This window comes from Chitinophaga sp. Hz27 (genome assembly GCF_042263525.1).
In the GTDB taxonomy this organism is placed as follows: domain Bacteria; phylum Bacteroidota; class Bacteroidia; order Chitinophagales; family Chitinophagaceae; genus Chitinophaga.
In genome coordinates this window covers 158,249-178,842 of record NZ_JBHKFJ010000001.1, presented here as the reverse complement: position 1 = coordinate 178,842, position 20,594 = coordinate 158,249, and the positions used below count along the sequence as shown (strand labels likewise).

At 38.0% G+C, this 20,594-nt stretch carries 16 protein-coding genes, 1 tRNA gene and 1 pseudogene; 9 read left to right on the top strand and 9 right to left on the bottom strand.

Features of this window, described 5'->3' with window-relative positions:
- Positions 1–104: 104 nt before the first annotated feature.
- Positions 105–1,088 carry a helix-turn-helix domain-containing protein gene (locus ACE38W_RS00860; protein WP_375828325.1) on the top strand — a complete coding sequence of 328 codons (984 nt, stop codon included), beginning with the start codon at positions 105–107 and terminating at the stop codon, positions 1,086–1,088.
- 222 nt (positions 1,089–1,310) lie between these two features.
- Complete coding sequence (locus tag ACE38W_RS00855; RefSeq protein WP_375828323.1) at positions 1,311–1,730, top strand: hypothetical protein; 420 nt, start codon at positions 1,311–1,313, stop codon at positions 1,728–1,730.
- 75 nt (positions 1,731–1,805) lie between these two features.
- On the opposite strand, the gene ACE38W_RS00850 is transcribed toward ACE38W_RS00855, so the two are convergent.
- The 3 genes from ACE38W_RS00850 to ACE38W_RS00840 are packed head-to-tail and all read right to left on the bottom strand — an operon-like array spanning position 1,806 to position 7,042.
- Positions 1,806–3,182, bottom strand: a complete 1,377-nt coding sequence (locus ACE38W_RS00850; RefSeq protein ID WP_375828322.1) for a RagB/SusD family nutrient uptake outer membrane protein — start codon at positions 3,180–3,182, stop codon at positions 1,806–1,808.
- Positions 3,183–3,195: 13 nt separating this feature from the next.
- Entirely contained in the window at positions 3,196–6,414 is a 3,219-nt protein-coding gene (locus tag ACE38W_RS00845; protein ID WP_375828320.1) for a SusC/RagA family TonB-linked outer membrane protein, read from the bottom strand.
- Positions 6,415–6,448: 34 nt separating this feature from the next.
- Complete coding sequence (locus ACE38W_RS00840) at positions 6,449–7,042, bottom strand: TlpA family protein disulfide reductase (RefSeq protein WP_375828318.1); 594 nt, start codon at positions 7,040–7,042, stop codon at positions 6,449–6,451.
- 651 nt (positions 7,043–7,693) lie between these two features.
- On the opposite strand from ACE38W_RS00840, the gene ACE38W_RS00835 reads away from it, so the two are divergent.
- Both ACE38W_RS00835 and ACE38W_RS00830 read left to right on the top strand, forming a co-directional pair.
- Positions 7,694–8,221 carry a helix-turn-helix domain-containing protein gene (locus ACE38W_RS00835; RefSeq protein ID WP_375828317.1) on the top strand — a complete coding sequence of 176 codons (528 nt, stop codon included), beginning with the start codon at positions 7,694–7,696 and terminating at the stop codon, positions 8,219–8,221.
- A gap of 54 nt (positions 8,222–8,275) precedes the next feature.
- Entirely contained in the window at positions 8,276–9,745 is a 1,470-nt protein-coding gene (locus tag ACE38W_RS00830; RefSeq protein ID WP_375828316.1) for a hypothetical protein, read from the top strand.
- Between the two features lie 80 nt (positions 9,746–9,825).
- On the opposite strand, the gene ACE38W_RS00825 is transcribed toward ACE38W_RS00830, so the two are convergent.
- Genes ACE38W_RS00825 through ACE38W_RS00815 form a run of 3 tightly spaced genes read right to left on the bottom strand, consistent with a single transcriptional unit; the run spans position 9,826 to position 11,313 of the window.
- Positions 9,826–10,062 carry a helix-turn-helix domain-containing protein gene (locus tag ACE38W_RS00825; protein ID WP_375828314.1) on the bottom strand — a complete coding sequence of 79 codons (237 nt, stop codon included), beginning with the start codon at positions 10,060–10,062 and terminating at the stop codon, positions 9,826–9,828.
- Positions 10,059–10,733 carry a hypothetical protein gene (locus tag ACE38W_RS00820; RefSeq protein WP_375828313.1) on the bottom strand — a complete coding sequence of 225 codons (675 nt, stop codon included), beginning with the start codon at positions 10,731–10,733 and terminating at the stop codon, positions 10,059–10,061. Before ACE38W_RS00820 ends, ACE38W_RS00825 begins: the two co-directional genes overlap by 4 nt.
- Before the next feature lie 16 nt (positions 10,734–10,749).
- Positions 10,750–11,313 carry a hypothetical protein gene (locus ACE38W_RS00815; protein WP_375828311.1) on the bottom strand — a complete coding sequence of 188 codons (564 nt, stop codon included), beginning with the start codon at positions 11,311–11,313 and terminating at the stop codon, positions 10,750–10,752.
- A 192-nt stretch (positions 11,314–11,505) separates the two neighbouring features.
- Between ACE38W_RS00815 and ACE38W_RS00810 the strand changes: the two genes are divergently transcribed.
- The 5 genes and pseudogenes from ACE38W_RS00810 to ACE38W_RS00790 form a co-directional block, all read left to right on the top strand.
- Positions 11,506–11,898, top strand: coding sequence for a helix-turn-helix domain-containing protein (locus ACE38W_RS00810; RefSeq protein WP_375828309.1), 393 nt, complete (start codon positions 11,506–11,508; stop codon positions 11,896–11,898).
- A 199-nt stretch (positions 11,899–12,097) separates the two neighbouring features.
- Complete coding sequence (locus ACE38W_RS00805; protein WP_375828308.1) at positions 12,098–13,267, top strand: hypothetical protein; 1,170 nt, start codon at positions 12,098–12,100, stop codon at positions 13,265–13,267.
- Between the two features lie 148 nt (positions 13,268–13,415).
- Entirely contained in the window at positions 13,416–13,610 is a 195-nt protein-coding gene (locus tag ACE38W_RS00800) for a hypothetical protein (RefSeq protein ID WP_375828306.1), read from the top strand.
- Positions 13,611–13,731: 121 nt separating this feature from the next.
- Entirely contained in the window at positions 13,732–13,995 is a 264-nt protein-coding gene (locus tag ACE38W_RS00795) for a hypothetical protein (RefSeq protein ID WP_375828305.1), read from the top strand.
- Positions 13,992–14,825 (top strand): annotated as a pseudogene (locus tag ACE38W_RS00790) (recombinase family protein); the annotation flags it as partial. The gene ACE38W_RS00795 and the pseudogene ACE38W_RS00790, both read left to right, overlap by 4 nt.
- Before the next feature lie 769 nt (positions 14,826–15,594).
- Here the strand turns inward: ACE38W_RS00790 and ACE38W_RS00785 are convergent.
- The 3 genes from ACE38W_RS00785 to ACE38W_RS00775 all read right to left on the bottom strand — a co-directional run bounded on the left by ACE38W_RS00785 (position 15,595) and on the right by ACE38W_RS00775 (position 20,496).
- Positions 15,595–15,679, bottom strand: a tRNA-Ser gene (locus tag ACE38W_RS00785).
- 209 nt (positions 15,680–15,888) lie between these two features.
- Positions 15,889–17,268, bottom strand: coding sequence for an efflux transporter outer membrane subunit (locus tag ACE38W_RS00780; protein ID WP_375828303.1), 1,380 nt, complete (start codon positions 17,266–17,268; stop codon positions 15,889–15,891).
- Positions 17,269–17,331: 63 nt separating this feature from the next.
- Positions 17,332–20,496, bottom strand: coding sequence for an efflux RND transporter permease subunit (locus ACE38W_RS00775; RefSeq protein ID WP_375828302.1), 3,165 nt, complete (start codon positions 20,494–20,496; stop codon positions 17,332–17,334).
- Positions 20,497–20,594 lie beyond the last annotated feature (98 nt).

Here is a 20,594-nt window from a genome sequence, read left to right as displayed (position 1 = left end):
TACATAAACATAACGCACCCAATTTCAACTGTACTTTCTGCATTCAGATAGCGCATAAACCCATGACAACCTGAGCAAATTCTTGTAACCCATAACGTATTCATATGAAAGCACCTTTCACGATCAAAATTCGTGGTAAAATCAAACATACCTCCAATAATATGCCCGGTAAATACGACAGAAACATTCTTTTAAATATCCCTTTTGGGGTAACCCGAAAACTAATTGTACACAATAAAATTTCGATGTATATTCAATCATATTCAACAAAAGAATTTTGGATTGAAACATACTCTATAAATGCAAAGATTGAAACAACATTAGACTGCATTGTAGTCAAGCCCCACATAGGTTTCCATCACCAGTTGTCTGGAAATATCATCTGTCAACTACAAGGAGATAAAGTTCCCTTTGTTTTCCAACAGAAACATCATGCAGCAGCTTTCATTCCATCTGGCAAACATAAAATCACATTCAGACCAGGTCAGTACATTTACTTCTTTTTTGTTCTTAAATCGACATACTATAAAAGGCTATCCAAAGAATATCCTGTTCTGATCCCATTAGTTAAAAGTCTTAATGAAAATAGCTATCACCTTGAAATCCTGCAAACTTGCAGAATTGATTCAGGAGTAATCAAACTGATAAAGCAATTGGAGCAATGCAATAAAACAGGCATTGCATTAGATACTTCAATACTTAGTATTATTCAGGATTTCATAGCTAAGTATACTGAACAGATAAACACAGGCATTTCTATACCGAATAAAACAACACCAGAAATCATTCAGGAAGTAAAGGAATATATAATTAGTACTGTCGCTAAGGGGCCGCGACAAAGCATCGATGCAATTGCCAGCAAACATTACATTTCACCCAAAACATTAACTAGAGAATTTTCAAAAACATTTGGCTTGTCAATAAAAAAATATAAGATTCAGGAAAGAATGAAGGTTGCAAAGAATATGCTCAAACAGGGAAGTTCCATACAAGAACTGGCAAATCAATTAGGGTATAGTACGGTTTTCAATTTTCGCAGGGCATATTACAAACATTTTAGTCACTGGCCAGAAGAACGCAAAAAATAAATTGATTCTCAATACAATCCGCACATTCATCCTGTTTTGAGCAAAGAAAATGTCCGTTTTGGAGTAAAAAATATTCTCAACTTCATATTGCATGACGGTGATTAAATCAAAGTAACTGTAGAATAAATAACCTCGGACAACACAAATGTATATGCCAAAGCTCCACAACGACACTGTCGCTAAATCACCCCTGCTTTTTATTCATCATTAAATCAATTTAACATGACAAAAAAAATCGCCACCCCAATTATTGCCGCTATGGCTTCTCTTATGTTGTTCATTGGAACAACAGCCTTCACCAACAATCCAATCAAGCATAAAAAAACAGTGACTACCACAACAACCAAAAAGAGTAGAGCTACCATGTATACTTTTTATTACAATGGCTCATCTTTCACAGTTAATGATGTTCAGAATCCAACCAAGTGGACGTATACTAGCAACAGTAGCCTTTGCGATGGAACAGACGAACAGGCTTGCAGAATACAAGTACCTGCAACATATGTGGATAACCCAACAACAGCACCAACTTTAAAATCAACTGTAAATATACAGGCTGCTTTAAATAGTAGTACCTCTACAGCTTATGTAGTTTCGACAGCGGCTGGTGCAAGTGGTGTAATATCAAACTCACTCCATTAACGAAAAAAAAGAAGCTGAATATCTTTTATATTCAGCTTCTTAGGTTTTCATGGGTCTTTCATCAGGATATAATAATCAATTCTGTAGTATGCCGGAAATCGAAATAATATCTACCGGCAGTGGGAGTGCATAAAATTCTGAATTGGGTAATAATTGAACTTCCTCACCCTCAATATTTCGTTTCATAATAATCGACCTCCCTTCCATATTCAGCCGTTTAACATCAATCCATCTTAATCCACGCATTAACAACTCCTTTCTTCTCTCTGTCATTATTCTATTAATTGCCTCGTCCATATTGGATGCAGTATGTATAGGATATACGGCAGTATTCTTCCATCTCATCTTTAACAACGTATTTAGATCATTCATTGCCTCATTTATTCTATTCAGACGGGCATTACATTCAGACCTTATAAGATACATTTCATCAATAGCAATCCCACTAAACAAAATGTTTACACTGGAGGCATAACTGCCTTTAAATTGAGGGTAACCGCCTGCTATTTTAAAGAAAGCTATTCTCCTAAGATCATCCTCGGCAAAAGAACTGTATAAGGTGGTATCAACCCTCCCTCTTGCTGGCACATGGACAGAGAAACTGGTATTCATCTCTGTATAGAATAAGATTTCCTTATTGAATCTTTTAAAAGGAAGGCCTACCCCCACATTACCATTAATATCTGCATCATCATTGTAATCCATCAATGTAGCCTTTAGCTGTAATACAGAATCAGCATAGGCACCGGCCTCGTTATACCTTCCCATAGATAAATAGGTGCGTGCAAGCAAACCATAAGCCGCAGTCTTAGATGGGCGAAAAGGATGATTTGAATTATCCGGCAATAAAGTAACCGCTTCCTTCGCATCTTCAATGATTCTATCATATGTCTTTAAGACTGATTCCCGAAAAGAAGCAACATTAAAATCAGTACCTAATCGTAAGACTATACCTAAGTCCGATGCTGCTGATTTCTCATCATATGCCTTCGCATAAGTCCAGGATAACCATAAGAAATAATATGCCCTGTAAAACAATGCTGCTCCTTTAATATTTTCCCATTGACTTACATTAAATCCGGTTTTCGGAATCTTTTGAATGGCTTCCAAGCATACATTGGCATTATATATAGGCAAATAACATTTTGACCAGTCATTTCCGAAAGTATAATCAAACTGCTGCCAGGTATAATATTTTTGATTTCCTGCTGTCAGTGCCTTGAATGTAGATGAGGGCAAAAAATAATCATCAGAAGAGGTTTCTCCATATGAAGGCGTAACTGTTGTATTCATTACTCCAGCATCATCTAAAATGCCCTGTAAGTCTGTCAGGTTGCTCGGTACTACCAAAGAGGCATCCGGTTTTTTTTCGAGGTACTTATTACAAGAAACACTAAATACAGTAATTATAAGCAGGGGTGATAATATCTTATATTTAAATATGTAGTTCATAAATATCAATTTATTATTTTATACTAGCTCTGATCCCTATAGCATATTGTTTAGAAGGAGGTAAAGAGGAACCATAATCAGGATCACCCCCCACTTTATTTGCTTTCCATATTACTCCAATGTTAGCAACATTGGCATAGATTTCAAATTTAGAAAATGGTGTTCTGCTAGGTATTTGGGGAATTGTATAATCTATGCTTGCATATTGGAATCGGATGTTGTCCGCCTTGATGACATTAACATCAGATGAAAGATAGAAAGCATCCCTGTTAATATCGACAGGATAGTTAAAAGAAGGGATATTAGTAAATGCCTCATCACCCGGATGTTGCCATCTTTTTTCGTAGTCTCCATGTCCAATACCATTATTAATAAGTGAATTATAAGAAATTGAAGGTTTAAATGTGTAGTAACCTAGCTTGTATGTAATAGCTACAGAAAGAGTGAGCTGCTTATAACTGAAAGTATTTGTCAATGAACCAAAATACACGGGGGTTGCGGAGCCAATATATCTAACACTTCCCCCGTCCATTCCTTTCAAATTGGATTCAGAAATGATAGCAGCGTAATTGGTACTTTTCTCACCATTCAAATATCCTTGCGGATTACCATTATTGTCAATACCACCCCATTTATAAGCAGCTATAGCGTATAGAGGCCTTCCTACAACGGGAAACATATTATTACCCCCTCCAACTATAGATGCAATATTATTGCTACCTTTTCCGAAATATGCTGTTGTCTTACTTACATTGTAGTTAAATAACAAACCTGTATTCCACCTAAATGATCCGGTCAAATTTTCACTCTGCAACATCATATCAATGCCCCGACTTACAGTACTACCGACATTTTTTACGATAGCATTCTGGTAACCCCATGTGGTATAATCATAGGGGGCCGTTCCATATAAATCAGTTCCTTTTTTGTTATAATATTCCACACTACCAGAAAGAGATTCCTTTTTTAGCTTAAAATCAATTCTTATATTCAGTTGCCTTAATTGCTCCCATCTCAGTTCAGGGTTATTTAAGGTTGTGATTCGGGTAGTTCCAAAACCAGTTGTCACATTGGTGCCATATGCAGCTACAGGTAGTGCTGTTCGGCTCAGGTCTATATTTCCACTATACCCCCATGTAGCAGAAAGTTTGAGATAAGACAATAATGGAAATGTGTAAAAAGATTCCTCAGACACATTCCATCCAAAACCAGTTGACCACAATGGCTTCCATTTATCATTCGTTTTAACTCCAAAACTGTTGGAACCATCCCGTCTTATACTTGAAGTAAGCGTATACTTTTTCCTGTAAGCGTACATTAAGTTCCCATAAACAGATATAAACCGGTGAGTGGTATTTGATAACTTTGGAACGGTAGCAATATTTTCAAAATTACCAGTTATCAGGTTCGGATAAGTATTTACAAAATCAATACTACCATACGTAAGAGGATCTTCCGAATACCCCCAATAACTTTTGCCATCAGTAGTTTGTTTTGCTTCACGAATTTCTGTTCCAGCAATTATATTCAAATCATGGTTAACCCAAGCCTTGTTATAGTTTAACTGCCCCCTTATTGTCTGCGATTCTAAATTGGTTGTACCTACAGTTCTGATACCACCTATAGGAACAATGTTCTTCACAGTATTATTGTCTCTATCTATTTGACTATAGGTATTGATAATATTCCGGGTATAATAACTTTCAATATCAGCCAGATTGTCATTCGTGGTTTGTTGCCTTTGATACTGATATTTCAAATCTATATCCAATCCCTTACCAAACCTGTATTGTATTCCTGTAGAATAAAACAGTTCTTGAATATTAGTTGATTGGATATTATGTTTGTAATCCTCAAGAGGATAATATTTCCAACTTAACAGTTTTCCAGTTCCTACTTCATCAGTATAAGCATCCCTGTATGTCAATCCTACTGACAAAGGATCTCCTTTATTATCCGCAAACTTTAAATAAGTTGGCTGTCTACCGTTAACTATAATACTGCCATAGGTAGGCCGACCAGAATAATCAGTACTATTAGTATAAAGCGCTCCAACATTTACAAAAAGATTCCTGACAGGATTATAACTATTATCCAGCTTTACATTAATCTTATTGAATCTTGCATATACCTCACTCAAACTATTTTCATATGCTATTGCCAGAGAATAGGAATTCTTATCAGCTCCACCTCTAATATTCACAGCGTATTGTTGTGTTACAGGATTAGTATAAAAATGATGCAGATATTCACTTCTGCTATCGATCTGCTTTAAAGCATCAATTTGAATACTGGAATCTAATGCAGTCATCACACCATTCCTTCTATTCAGCAATATTTCAATAGCAGGTGTAAGCGCACGATATGGCTCAACACTAATCTGATTGTCGAAGTACCCGTTATTGAATAGATATTGCTCCACATCAATATAATCCGAAGATGACATTTGAGATAATGCAAAGAGATTAGGTTTTTGCCTTATGATAACATTAGAGTTAATATCTATAGACAATTTCTGATTAAACTTTCCCTTCTTGGTAGTTATTACTATCACTCCATTCCCTGCTCTCGCACCCCAAATACTTGCTGCTGCTGCATCCTTCAATACTGTAACACTTTCAATAAGATTAGGATCTATATTGTTTATATCACCCTCATATATGTAATTATCCAAAACAATTAATGGATCAAGCGGCCCATTAATTGTACCTAACCCTCTGATAGAAATATTTGTTTTGTTCTGCGGGTTAGTGTTACTCTTTCCGATATTAAACCATAGTCCACTTGTTGTTCCATCAAGTCGTTGTAAAATGTTAGTACCAACTTGACGACTTAGTATTTTGCTACTTAACACAACTACTGATCCATTAACCTCATTCGGTTTTACTGATTGGTAGCCGGTGTTTACAACTACTTCATCCAGTTCAGTGCTAATAATATGAAGCATTACAGATACAGTAGAGCTATGTTCATCTATTCGTATTAGCCTGGGGGCATACCCGATATGAGATATTTTAAGTGTATCCGGTAGTTTTGTAACAGATACGCTGAAGTTACCATTTGCATCTGTTACAGCTTTTGTTCTGCTACCAATAGCAAATACAGTAACAGTTGAAAGTGCCTTATTATTTTCAGTTAACACCTTACCTGAGATCAATTTGGAAGGTATATGCTGTGCATTACAGGTGAGTACAGAAAAGAATAAAATAAGTATTTTAAAAAGTGGCTTCATGTTCTTGGTTTTTTAGTTTTAAAATTGTGCTGCATTAATTCCACTTATACATTAGAGTAGCCTTAGTATTGGACAGCATCCGTTCGATGTTTTCTTTTGTTAATTCGGTTGATGATGTTATTGCCTTTACCGTCTGATCTACACCAATCCATACAAGATGCGGGAGGTACGTATGAGGAAATAATTGTCGAGACACAACATCCGACACTACTATCGGTAGCTGTAAGGGAGCGACATGGTTAGAATTCCATTTATCAACAAAGGCAGTAACCTTCCTCATACTGTCACCTGTACCAACTATGCTATTAATCAGTAAAATTTGAATGGAATTATTATATGCTTGTTGCAAAGAATCACTTATTGGAAATTTGCGAATGCAGGAACTGCACCAGGTAGCCCAAAAGTCGAGTATTACAAGTCTGCCCTTAAAGTCAGACAAATGAGCAGACGTAGTTTTATAATTAATGACCTGTTCAAAAAGTATATCGGGAATCGTATCACCTATGGCTAATGGTTTAATCGAATCACAAGCACTTTCATAAACAGGAGCAAGCGGTATTAAGTATTTTGCTTTTACTGTGTTGGCTAATAGGCATAGCAATGCCATTAAGCAATAATGAAGTTTCATTGCAGATTAAGATTTTAGTAAAAAAATGTTGTTGGGTTGATTGTATTGCTAGTTAAAAGAAAAGCCTCCAATACAAAATGTATCGAAGGGTTTTATCCCATTGTAACAGGTTAACACTTGAAATTTGCATTCAACCAATTACTTTGATAACAAACAATATCATACAGGATTTTTGGGCTTTTTAGCCCAATTAATCTGAGACAAACCGATATAACTGTGAAATGTAAACACACCAGATAATGAACTGGTATTTTGGCTGAAACTGAAAAGTGTAAAGGGCATAGAACTTACATTTTCATTTATAAATGCAAGTCTCCAATTGAAGGGGGTAAACGCTCTGAGTAAAAATAGAACTGGAACCTGCCTTGCTTTATCTCAGACTGGCTCTGACAGAAGCCACCGTTCGGAAACGGCCACGTAGATAAGGACAAAAGCAGGCCCAATCCTATTGTAATATAGGAATTGAAGCCCACTTGTTACCTCACACGTGTTGAACTGTCAGATTCGTCTGGTGAGAGACTTATTGAGCAAATTAATATTGGGTGTATTACAACCCTGATATTCTGAAATGAAAGTTAAGTAAAAAAAACCAAATGTGAACTAACATCCCATTTTTATTTTTCCATACATCCGCATATTTCAAACAAAAAAATGGGTTTTGAAGTAGAGTATGATAAAGAAATGGAGGATTTGGGTCTATGTATCAAGGAGTTAAGAAAACATAAAGGCTGGACACAGCAGCAGCTTGCTGTAAAAGTTAGCCTTAGTAGGGAGCATATTGGTCATATTGAGGGAGCCAAAGGAGATATTAAGTTTGAAACCCTGGTCAAACTAGCTACTGTTTTTGAGATTGAAGTCTCAGCTTTGTTTAATGGTCAGGGAATGGGTCACTTACCTACATCAAATTATCTAGCAATAGAAAATAGGCTTATAACTGAAAAACAATTATTAGGTAATCGTATTTTGCAAATCAGCAAACATCGGGGGCTTGACATACAGGAGTTAAGCATCTTAACCAAAATCGATTATAGCGATACCTTTAAGTATTTAAATGGCGAGAAGAATATGGAGTTGAGAACTATATTCAAGTTTGCAACTGCTTTGGAAGTTGGCATAAAAGATTTATTCAATTATAACAACTCTCTTCCAGATAATAGTATTTATGTCGGCAAGACTTAAGATTGTAATACAAAATATTCAATATCCCTATTATTCAACCAATCAATTTCCCCAATGAAATTCAAATCTCTATTATTTCATTATTCATTCGTCATTATCATTTTCTGTCCATTTCTTACTGTAGCTCAAAATCCACTTTCTCCCAAAGACAGTCTTTACAAACATTTTGATGCCATTAAAAACAGCTACAATTGCTCAGATGACAGCTACAAAGTAGTTTCAGAAGATGCCATAAGGACAATTATCCGTCGTGATTTTTCTTATCTCGTATTGAATCGGGACCAGGGGGCTGCAACAACTGGTACTGGATTTACGCTTGATTTAGGATCAGACAATACAGTAGCTACATACAACATTTCATTTATGAATGGTGCTGAACGGAAGCTACGTAAGTCAGCCGCACCCATGCCCCCAGCTAAGTGGATTCTCTCTGGCTCTATAGGAGCCGGCTATAGCAATAGCATTGGGAGCCTTTTCAGCAATACTAAGGCTAATCCGCAAGCTAGTATATCTACTAAACTTTCAATTATCCTCAGAGCTGGCCCGAAAAACTTACCAACTTATTGCAAATCGGTTATTCCTATATCTCAACAATATATTGAGCAACTAAAAACAACAGGCTATATTCAAATGATCAAGTATGGCAATTTAAAAACTGACTTAGCATCTAAACAAGCAGACCGCCTTCGATTTGAACAAGCTATTAAACCTCTACCAGATAGCTCACCAGTATTGCCCATATTACTAGATAGTCTTAATAAGACAAATGAAGAAATCACTTCAATTCTTCAGCAAATTGCCGATGCACCACCTAGCGCATTAGCGATAATTACTTCTTTAAATGATTCACTAATTTCCTATGAAGTCAAAAATATAAAATGGAATAAACAAACTATCTATTGGCTTGATTTCAGTTTTGGATATAATATCGGTAGTTATAACCTATTTGACGATGTTACCTCATTTAAAAATAGTGATACAACTTCCAAGAAAAATAATTTTGGAGTTGCGTGGCTCGGAATCATGAATTGGAAAAAACAATTGTTCTATTGGAAATTGGGATATAGAAATACTTCGGCCAGCAATATCGACAATGCAAGTTCTTACACACTCGATGAATCAGCAGTTTATAACAATGGATCAAGTGTAAAAAAAATTGGTGAATCTATAAATGCTTATAAACTTTCCGAAACAGGGAGCTATGCAACCTACCGTCAACATATTATGGAGGGAGATGGGATGTATATGTTTTGTCGCAACTTACTAGGCATACATATTTTTGGGGACTTAGGATTTAGCTATAAAACCGATCTCTATACTACAACCGGTGTTCTTAACGGTGGTATCGGATTTGTTTTTACTGTATACGATCAGAGTAAGGAAAAAGCCAAAGTAAATATTGAACCATTTTTCAAGTTGAAAGATGTAAATGGGCAAACTCCTCTTAGTAATACATATGACACCTGGGAACGTTTTACTTTTGGTATAAAAGCTGGTCTTCCTTTCAATCGCCTCATATTGTAATTAAATATAATATCAAACCAAATGTAAACGGTCTATCCAAAAGGGTAGACCGTTTACATTTAGCATTTATAACATTTACTTTAATCCTTCTGAAGAATCTCATCAAGACTTACTCCATAATATTCACACAAATCCCATAAAAAACCAAGCCTTACATGCGGATAACCACCTGCTTCTAATTTCCACAACTGGAAACTGGTAATACCCATTCCTTCAGCAGCACCAGATATACTTTGACCACATTTCTTTCTGACAAGGCGTATCCTTTCCCCTAATCTTTTGATAAGTTTCCTATACTTTACTTCATCTTTTTTCATGCTGACTGATTTTTATCCTCCGGCTCTTGGGCCTCCATAGTATTTTCTACTCTTTGTAGATTTTTGGGAGGCGTTTTCCTAATATCAATAAGGCCAACGGCTTCTACAAGTTTATCCAGTGCGATTTTGGCCTGTAAAATATTAACATCTTCTATGTCACCTCCCTTTAAAGAAGTATAAGGTGTCAAACCAGCATGTAATAAAATATGCAACATATTACGCCATTCAAATAACGTATGGGTTCTGAATATCCTACCAAATACTTTATAAGGATTTTTAAATTCCTTCTTCGATAAGTTACGAGGAAAATAATCCCAGGCATCGTACGAGTCATATCCACCAAAAAACAAAGTAGCGTCCATTAAATTGATTGCTTCCTCACCTTTTTCGATTAACAAAACGGATGGACATTCCGAATTATCCTTTTCCTTTAAGTAATAGGCAGCATCCATGATGTTTAGAAGACGTTCATAGAACCACAGTAAGTCATTAGGATCTTTGAACGGCTTCGTACTCACAAAGCTCCTAAACCAGCCGTTAAGAATCCCCCGCGCTCTAGGAAGCGGGTACATATCACAAAATATTGCGACTGCCTTATAGGGATCTTCCGCCGTACTTGCAAAAACGTCTTGTGGCAATGTACCACGAAAATCTAAGTTAGAAATTAGCATAGTTCTTTTGTAAATTTTACAGATATGGAGTTACATTATAGCAATGGCCAGGATAAGCGGTTATTATTTTCCCCCCGGCATCAGTCACAATAACAATAGTCGTAATGGGTGCATTAAGCCTGTCTAAACCGATGATCTTACCGGCATCAATTATACGCTGGTAATGAAGTGTACCGGGAATCGGTGTCGCCTCTGTCTCGTAACCTAAGCGCAAAAAAGAAAGAATTTCAATTACGGGTATCGTAAACTTGCTCGATCCTGGGTTACGTAGTATTTTGTAATAATGCCTTTCAAGTATATGAGCTAAAGAGGTTACCGGCAGGTGGTAAGTTCTACGATACAGCTTCTTTCTCTCCTTAAATTGTGCTTGCAACAGAGCTGTTGTTATTAGTTTGTTTAACCACCCCTGTGTGTCACTGAGCATAAAAATCAATTTTATCCATTCGGCTTCATTAAATGGAGGGCTGTTAATAGGAAGCTCCCCTTGTCTGCTATCGGAACCAGCAGGTAAATCAAAAGCTGGAGAACCGGATGGCATATTAGTTGTCTCTGTAGCGTTTTGTGAATTGTTATCTTCCATTTGCAATAAAGTTTGTTATTAGAAGCAAATTTCAGAGATCGAAAATGCTACGATATGTCCTAAATGAGTATTTTAGTTAAAAAAGTGACTTTTTATATGGTAAATTATCGGTTCCGGGATTTGCTCATCTGAAAAAAAACGTATATACTGCCTCCTGATTTATCTAGCTTATAGATGTAAATAAATATTAATATGTCAAACACTATTCATCAGGGAAAAAATGTAAAGCGTTTCCGGGAAATGCTAGGAATAAAGCAAGACGCTTTAGCATTTGAGTTAGGCGATGACTGGAATCAACGTAAAATATCCCTGTTAGAAAGTAAAGAAACAATAGAGGATAATATCTTGGAAAAGGTTGCCAAAGTGCTAAAAGTTCCGGTTGAGGCAATTCAGAATTTTGATGAAGAAACTGCTTTTATTAACATTCAAAATAATTATGCAGGCTCACATACTAAAGGCAACAACAACGTTGTAACAGCCAACTATTATGGCGATGATGCTGAAACCAAAGAGCTTTTAATTCAACTTAGCCAAAACTTATTACAGCTCACCGAGAAAGTCACATCATTGATTAATAAAATGTAAACGATTAAAGAATTTATGAAAAGGCTTCTGCATTGCAGGAGCCTTTTTGAAAATATGAAATAACCAAAAATGAAAAAATTCTCTTAAAATAGCTTTATAACTCGCTTCTGTCACAGATTTACATTTTAACCCATTTTCAATTTCTGCATTGTCACTAAAATCATGTAACCCATCAGCATAAATTCTGTATTACTACCCTATGATTTATCAATTGAACTCCCTTGAAAAATGGGTAAGATTCGACATTCATCCTGAGATAATCTTACAGCGACTAACCGATACGAATTTAAAAAATCATATTTCTTTCGCCCATTCAGAAAAGGAAATCGCATGTACTTATTTCCTGAATAAAGCAATAGGAAAAGAGCCTGTCATAACAATGAAATTCATTTACGCTCACCAGGTCGGCATTAATTCAATTACCGATTTGATTGCTACGTATATCCATTCAACGGAATACCAATTAACAAAGGAAATAGTTACATTTTATTTGAAGATATGCTCAATCCTGGAAGACCTATTACAGTTCATTCACCAACATCTACCCGAATACTTTGATACTAACATCGCTATTAGCTATTACAATGCTAGGCAATCCCGATCAGATTTAAGGAAGAAAATTTCATCACTTCATCCAATTTTAGAAAACGCTACAATGGATAATATTTTGTTTCGTGTGGTATTACAACCATTCAGACAGTTTTTGGAGGAAGACAGTCATATTACTTATCGTGAATTAGAATATTTAATGAAACTATCCAGCAGCCTCAAAGATCTGCTAGACGCGGATGATAGTATAGATTTGACATTTGAATGCCATATCATTCTATTACAACTAAATTTCAATTCTCCACGATTTGTTCTGCATTATAGTTACTGGTTGAATATCCAAATCTCACAGATTCCAGAAAGAAAAAAACAACTAGACAAACTTTCATGGTATATTAATTCCATTGAGCAAACAAGATATGACCCTGACTTCTTTTTCAACCCTAAACTACCCTCACTGAGAGAGCAATTACTTCAATCCATTCGTAACACTCATCAATATTTATTTACTGAGGAAATTATTAAAAGCAAGGACGTAGTAAGTCCAATAGTCAGGAACAAAACACAGGATAAAATACGTCTATCTATATCCATGCCGGTACTTGCATTAATCATAAAAGTAATGGTGAAAGCTGGCATTATTCTTAACGAGAACAGGTCTGAGATTTTTAGAGTTGTCGTAAATAATTTTACCACCCAAAAATCTGATAGTATCTCCTATGGAAGCCTGAAAAGAAAATCCAACAAAACACCGGCTTCAGCTTATTTAGATCTCCAAAAAACCTTTGCTAAAATGACTGGATTACTAAAAGAATTATAATACGATTTCCTCAAACAAAAAATACTGAGCCAACAAATTCATTTTCAACAACATAGAGGGTACCGGTACCCTTTGGGGGCTTTTCTTGTGTATTAAATTTAATTTAATTCATATCGTACTTAGCACTAACCCATTAAAGCCTATCCTCATGAATCATTTTGCTTTAAAACCCTACAGTCCCAAGACTTTATCAAAATTTTATGGTGTTTGCGATAAAACCCTAAAGAAATGGTTACAACCATTTAAAAATGAAATCGGTGAAAAAAAGGGCCATTACTACACTGTTGTTCAGGTCAAAATAATATTGGAGAAAATTGGAGTACCGGGAACATATTCAGAATAACTCTCTATAGAAAACATTTTTGAGCAACTGTCGTAATTATTTAACTCAACATGGCACAATACTGAACAAATCTGGAAAGCGAGTTTTCCAGATTTGTCATATTGCGGAAAACATTTACCCTATGAATAAACTAACCCTCACACATAAGGATAAGAAAAACATTTTTGCTATTAACCCCAAAAATGAACCTCTTACTCCTGATAAACTTAGGGAACTAACCAGCATAGAAATTAATGATGAAAAAGCAACAGAAATTATTCATTCTATAAGGCTGTTTTGTAAGCTGTTATATGACTTCTCGGTTAACAGAAACAAGGAGCTTAATATTGATAGTCAACTAATAAATGAAACCCAATACCATGACCAACAAAATAAAGCAGCATGACAGAAAAACTTGCACTATTTAATCAATTTGGTATAAAACAACAACATACTAAACCTCTTTTAGACACTCTTTATGTAGTAACATTATCCAGAGTATCTACAAAGAAACAAACGGATGGATTAAGCCTGGAGAACCAGAACAAATATTTTGATGAACATGCAGAAAGAACCGGTAAAATCATTGTAGCTAGATTTGGCGGCACACATGAAAGTGCCAAAACAGACGACAGAAAAGAGTTTAAAAAGATGCTAGATTTTGTTAAAAAGAACAATAAAAGCAGCCCTCAAAAGATCAGTGAGATTTGGGTATATATGACCGACCGCTTTAGCCGTACAGGTGTAGGTGGGATGGGGATAGCTGAGGAACTAAGGGTAAAATATGGTATTGCCCTATATTCACTTGCCCAACCAACCAATGTTAAGGATGAAAGTGGGATTTTCAGTCAGAATATGCAATTTCTCATGAGTAACTATGAGAATAAATTGAGAAGAAAAAGAATGATTGATGGGATGACCGCAAAATTTGAAAAAGGAGAATGGGTTACCAGACTTCCTTTCGGTTATTCTGTTGTCAAACAGAATAAAGTAAGAAAGATCGTAGTAAATGAAGTCGGTAAAAAGTTAAGATACGCTTTTGTTTGGAAGGGTGAGGGGATGAAAAATGAAGAAATTATTCAAAGGCTCAAAGGACTGGGTTTAAAAATGTACCCGCAACTACTAACAAAAATTTTCAAGAAACCATTCTATTGTGGGTTGATTAATCATGGTTTATTGGATGGTAGAGTTATTGAAGGAAATCATGAGAAATTAATTAGCCCTGATTTATTTTTAAAAATCAATGAAGTACATCAGAGTTCACCCGGTTATGGTGTACCTCATGAAAGAGAAAATAAATACCTCCCTTTAAAGGTTCATGTTAAATGTGGCACCTGCAAACAACCTATTACAGGCTATGCCAGGAAAAAGAAAACCCAAAAGACCATCCGTATCATCTATTATTACAAATGCAGAACCACGGGTTGCAGCTTTCACAAGAATGCAGATGCCTTACATGAACTCTACAAGACTGAACTAAAAAAATATTTCGTTAAAGAGCAGCTTCTACCTGCTGTATACTATGAACTGGCAAACTATTACAACGAGGCGACCAAAGACAGAATGGATCAAAAATCTGGCTTAACAGCCCAATTAACAGAAATAAATAAGAAGATCGAATCCATTGAAGAAAAATATTATGCGCTTGGAGAAATGGGTCAAGAAACATTCCATAAATACCATGACCGCTATTGTGAAGAAAGGCAGCAAATCACCAAACTTTTACAAGAATGTCAAAACAGCATTTCGACCCTTTCTGAAAGTGTATACGAAGCCGTTACCTTTAGCAGCAAACTCAGTATGATATGGGAATCCAGCGATGTTGGTGTTCAGGAAACCCTTCAAAATCTGCTATTTCCTGATGGTTTATTATTTATTCAGGAAAATCAGTCATTTCGACCCCTTAAATTAAATTTTATCATTCAGCTCATCGAGCTACAGGCGGGCAATACAGACGAAAAAGGAAAGGGGATAAATCATCTTAGTGATGATTTATCCCCTTCTGCGGAGAGTCAGGGATTCGAACCCCGGGACCTGTTACAGTCAACAGTTTTCAAGACTGCCGCAATCGACCGCTCTGCCAACTCTCCTGATGGAGCGCAAAGGTATGAAACGAATCGATATCTCCAAAATAATTTTAAAAAATATTCTAAAATCCGCTATCACACTGCTTTGCGCTTCAAAACTAAGGATGTACGAACCAGGCCATTTATCTAATTCCTGTCTATTTTGTGGGTCTTCTTATATAGCTATGACTGATTCATCTCTCTTTCCTCCTGGCCCGTACTTCCTGAGTATCTTATTTCCAACCACCACCAAGGGAACGGTATAAGTCTACCATCGCAGACAAACGCTCCCTATCTATGCTGGCCTGATTCAATTCTGATTCCAGTGACCTGCTCTGTGCTGTAATCACCTCCAGGTAGTTAGCCATTCCACTGCGGAACAACATCTGCGCCTGGTTGATAGCCTGCTGTGTTGTTTGTACCTGCGCTGCCACCAATTCCTGACGCACCTTCACTTTATCCAACTTCACCAATGCATCACTCACCTCACCAATAGCATACAATGCCGATTGTCTGAAAGTAATCGCTGCCTGGTCACGTTCTATCCTGGCTACCTCTAATTGCGTTTTTAAAGCCCTTTTCTGGAAGATCGGCTGCGTAAGCCCTCCTGCCACTGTTCCAAACAAAGAAGCCGGAATAGTGAACCAATTGCTGGTTTTAAAGGCATTCAGACCGCCACTACCTGTAATAGTCAGCTGTGGGTACATATTCCCCTGCGCTGCACCTACTCTCGCATTAGCCGCTACCAATCCCATCTCACTAGCCCTTACATCCGGACGACGACTAATCATATCCGCTGGAATACCTGTAGGTAAGCTCTCCGGCACCACGAAATCACGCAGCTTACGGTCACGAGCCACCTTACCTGGCAGTTCTCCTGTCAAAATCTGAATAGCATTCTCCTGGATCGCAATAGCCTGCTCCAACTGAGGTACCAGCAAAGCAGCTGTCTGCTGCTGTGATAAAGCCTGCTGAATCGCCAGCTCTGTCACTTCACCCGCCGCCTTCTGCAAACGCATCACCTTCACAATAGTATCGCTGAGCGCCACATTTTTTTGTGCCACTTCCAACTGCTTATCCAGCATCAATAAATTGAAATAACTATTGGCAATGCCTGAAACAATACTGGTCTGCACGGCATGCGCTCCTTCGTAAGTCTGCAGATAACTGGCCAAAGCCGCTTCTTTCTGACGACGGATCTTACCCCAGATATCTATCTCCCAGGACATATTCACGCCCAGTGTATAATCTTCGATATGATCACCTAAACCGAAGTTGGTCATACTAACTCCATTCAAACTATTCTTTGATGGGAAGCTGGTAGATGCACTCACATTACCGGTAAAAGACGGCGCCCAGGCCACTTTCGCTTGCTTCAGATATTGCTGCGAAGCATCCACTCTCTTCATGGCCAGCTGCAAATCCAGGTTACCCTTCACCGCTCTATCAATCAATGCCTGTAATACCGGATCTGTAAAAAATTGTCTCCATTCCATCCCTGCAATGCTGCTGTCTGAAGGCGCCGCACCATTAAATTGTGCAGGCAGCGCCATCGGGGGCCGCTCATAATTGCGACCCACCCGACATGCTGCTAAACCTACAACTAAAGACATCAAGATGAAATATGGTTTGATATTTAAACTTTTCATTTTCTTTTTTCTTAGCGAAATAGATAATTAATATACCAGCTCTGCCTCTTCTTCCTCTACATGCGCCACATTTTTCTTACGGCTCACTTTCTCCTGCAGGAACTGGAAAATTACAAACAGCACAGGTATAATGAATATCCCGAGGACCACCCCGGTAAACATACCACCTACTGTACTCCAGCCTATTGAATGATTGCCTTTGGCAGATGCACCTTGTGTAAAAATTAATGGCAACATACCAACAATAAAGGCAAAGGATGTCATCAATATTGGACGAAGACGAAGCTGTGCTGCTTCCAAAGCCGCCTGAACAAGCTTATAGCCCGCCTTTCTCCGTTGTATCGCAAACTCCACAATCAGGATCGCATTTTTAGCCAATAATCCTATCAACATGATCATACCTATTTGTACGTAGATATTTCCCTCTATACCGCTCAGGCCAATGAAACTATATACTCCTAATATACCCGTAGGTACGGTGAGGATTACCGCCAGTGGCAGGATATAGCTTTCATACTGTGCAGCCAGCAGGAAGAATACAAACAATACGCTCAAAAAAAACACGAACGCAGTTTGGTTTCCAGCTCTTATCTCTTCTCTCGTAATACCTGTAAACTCATAGGCATATCCTTGTGGCAATGCCTTTTTCGATACTTCTTCAATGGCTTTAATTACATCACCGGTACTATAACCTGGTTTGGGGGTAGCGTTAATGGTAACAGCAGTATACAGGTTGTTTCTTGTAACTGTTTCTGGACCATATACACGTGTGAATTTGGCTACTGTACTTACCGGTACCATCGTACCCAGGTTGTTTTTTACATAAATAGCATCCAGCGAACTTTTATCCATCCGGTACGAAACATCGGCCTGCGCCATTACACGACTATATTTCCCGAAACGGTTAAAGTCTGAAACGAAACTACTACCATAATATGTTTGCAGCGTACTCAACAAATCACCAACGGATACACCCAATTGTTTCACTTTTACCTCATCGATATCAATGGTGTATTGTGGGTTACCTGTATTAAAAGTAGTGAACGCATTTGCCACTTCCGGCCGCTGACTTAATGCACCAACAAAACCCCATGCTGTTCCTGCCAATTTCTCCAGCGATCCGTTTGTTCTGTCCTGCAACATCATCTCAACTCCACTCACGTTACCAAAACCTTGTATGGTTGGGAAACCAACAAAGAAAGTCAAGGCATCATGTACTTGTGTTGATTTGCCTAACAAACCACCAGCAATAGCAGTCGGGTCTTTTATAGCTCCTCTCTCCTTACGATCTTTTAACCTTACGAATATCGCAGCATTAGGGGAAGCGTTCGCATTTGTTACGAAGTTCATCCCATTTGCAGCCCATACATCGCTCACACCCTCATCGTGCATCACAATTTTACTAATCTGGCTTGTTGCATTCTCCGTTCTGCTAAGTGAACTACCGGGAGGTGTTTGGGTAATACCAACTACGAATCCCTGGTCCTCGTCCGGAATAAACCCGGTAGGTGTTGTTTTAATCAGCCAAACTGTAGCCACCACCACAAGCAATAATCCGGTAATGGCCACCCATCTGTTCTTCAGCAGAAACTTGATGCTCCGTATATATCTTGCCGTCATGGCATTAAAAGCGGTATTAAACGCATCGAAGAAGCGGGCACCAAAACCTTTTTTCTTTCCACCTTCGCCTATGTGCTGGTTCTTTAAGAATAAAGCACATAACGCCGGACTTAACGTCAACGCATTCACCGCAGAAATAAAGATGGCTATAGCCAGTGTAAAGGCGAATTGTTTATAGAAGACGCCTGCAGGGCCCTGTACAAAACTCACTGGTATAAACACTGCTGCCATTACCAATGTGATAGAGACAATCGCACCGGATATCTCACTCATCGTTTTAACGGTTGCCTCTCTTGCCGGCAAATGCTCTCGTTCCATCGTTGAGTGTACGGCCTCTACCACCACAATGGCGTCATCCACCACAATACCAATAGCCAGTACCAATGCAAACAAGGTAAGCAAGTTAATACTGAAGCCGAATAATTGCAGGAAGAAGAAGGTACCTATAATCGAAACAGGAACCGCAATTACCGGGATCAATGTAGAACGAAAATCCTGCAGGAAAATGAACACCACGATGGCCACAAGGATGAACGCAATGATCAGTGTTTCTTTTACCTGATCAATAGATGCATCCAAAAACTCCTTCGAGTTATACATGATCTTAAACTTCATACCTCCTGGTAACGCCTTGTCAAATTCTCCAATCTGTCTTTCCAGTTCGGTAAGAATTTCATTGGCATTGGAACCTGGTGTCTGCACAATACCAAAACCAGTAGCCGGTTTGCCATCCAGCAAATTCGAAGCAGTATAAGTATAGCCTCCCAATTCAATCCTGGCCAAATCTTTCAGGCGAAGAACGGAACCATCGTTCTTTGCCTTAATCACCATGTTTTCATACTCTTCCGGCTTATTTAACTTTCCCTTGTATTTAATAATATACTCGAAAGATTCTTTACTACTTTGTCCCAAACGTCCTGGTGCAGCTTCTACGTTCTGATCTCTGATCGCATTCATCACTTCTGCTGTAGAAAGATTGTTAGCAACAAGCCTGTCAGGTTTCAACCAGATACGCATTGAATAATCTTTCGAACCAAATGGCTGTACCTGTGCCACTCCTGGTATACGCTGTAACTGGGGGATGATATTAATCCTTGCATAGTTATTTAAGAACAGTTCGTTATACTTAACACTGTCCTCACTATATAACGCCACAAACATCAGGAAGCTACTCTGTACTTTCTGTGTAGAAAGCCCGGCTTGTAATACTTCCGGAGGCAGCTGGCTATTCGCTTTAGATACGCGGTTTTGTACGTTTACTGCCGCAATATCAGGATTCGTTCCCTGTTTGAAAAAAACGGTCAGGATGTAGCTACCATCGTTGTTGGAGTTGGAGGTCATGTACGTCATGTTCTCCACACCATTTACCGATTCTTCTATCGGGGTAGCAACTGTACGGGATATCACCTCCCCGTTGGCGCCTGGATAATTGGCTATCACCTGTACAGATGGCGGCGCAATCTCAGGAAATAAAGCCGTAGGCAAGGTGAATAAAGCCAACCCTCCCAGTATAACCAATATGATAGAAATAACCGTAGATAATACCGGCCTTTCAATAAATCGTTTTAACATAAATAACAATTATGGTTGCGGTATGTCCGCACGAGCACAAACAGTGCATGTGTGTAATAACACTGCCTGTGTCGCAATTTGAATAATGTTTTGTGTAA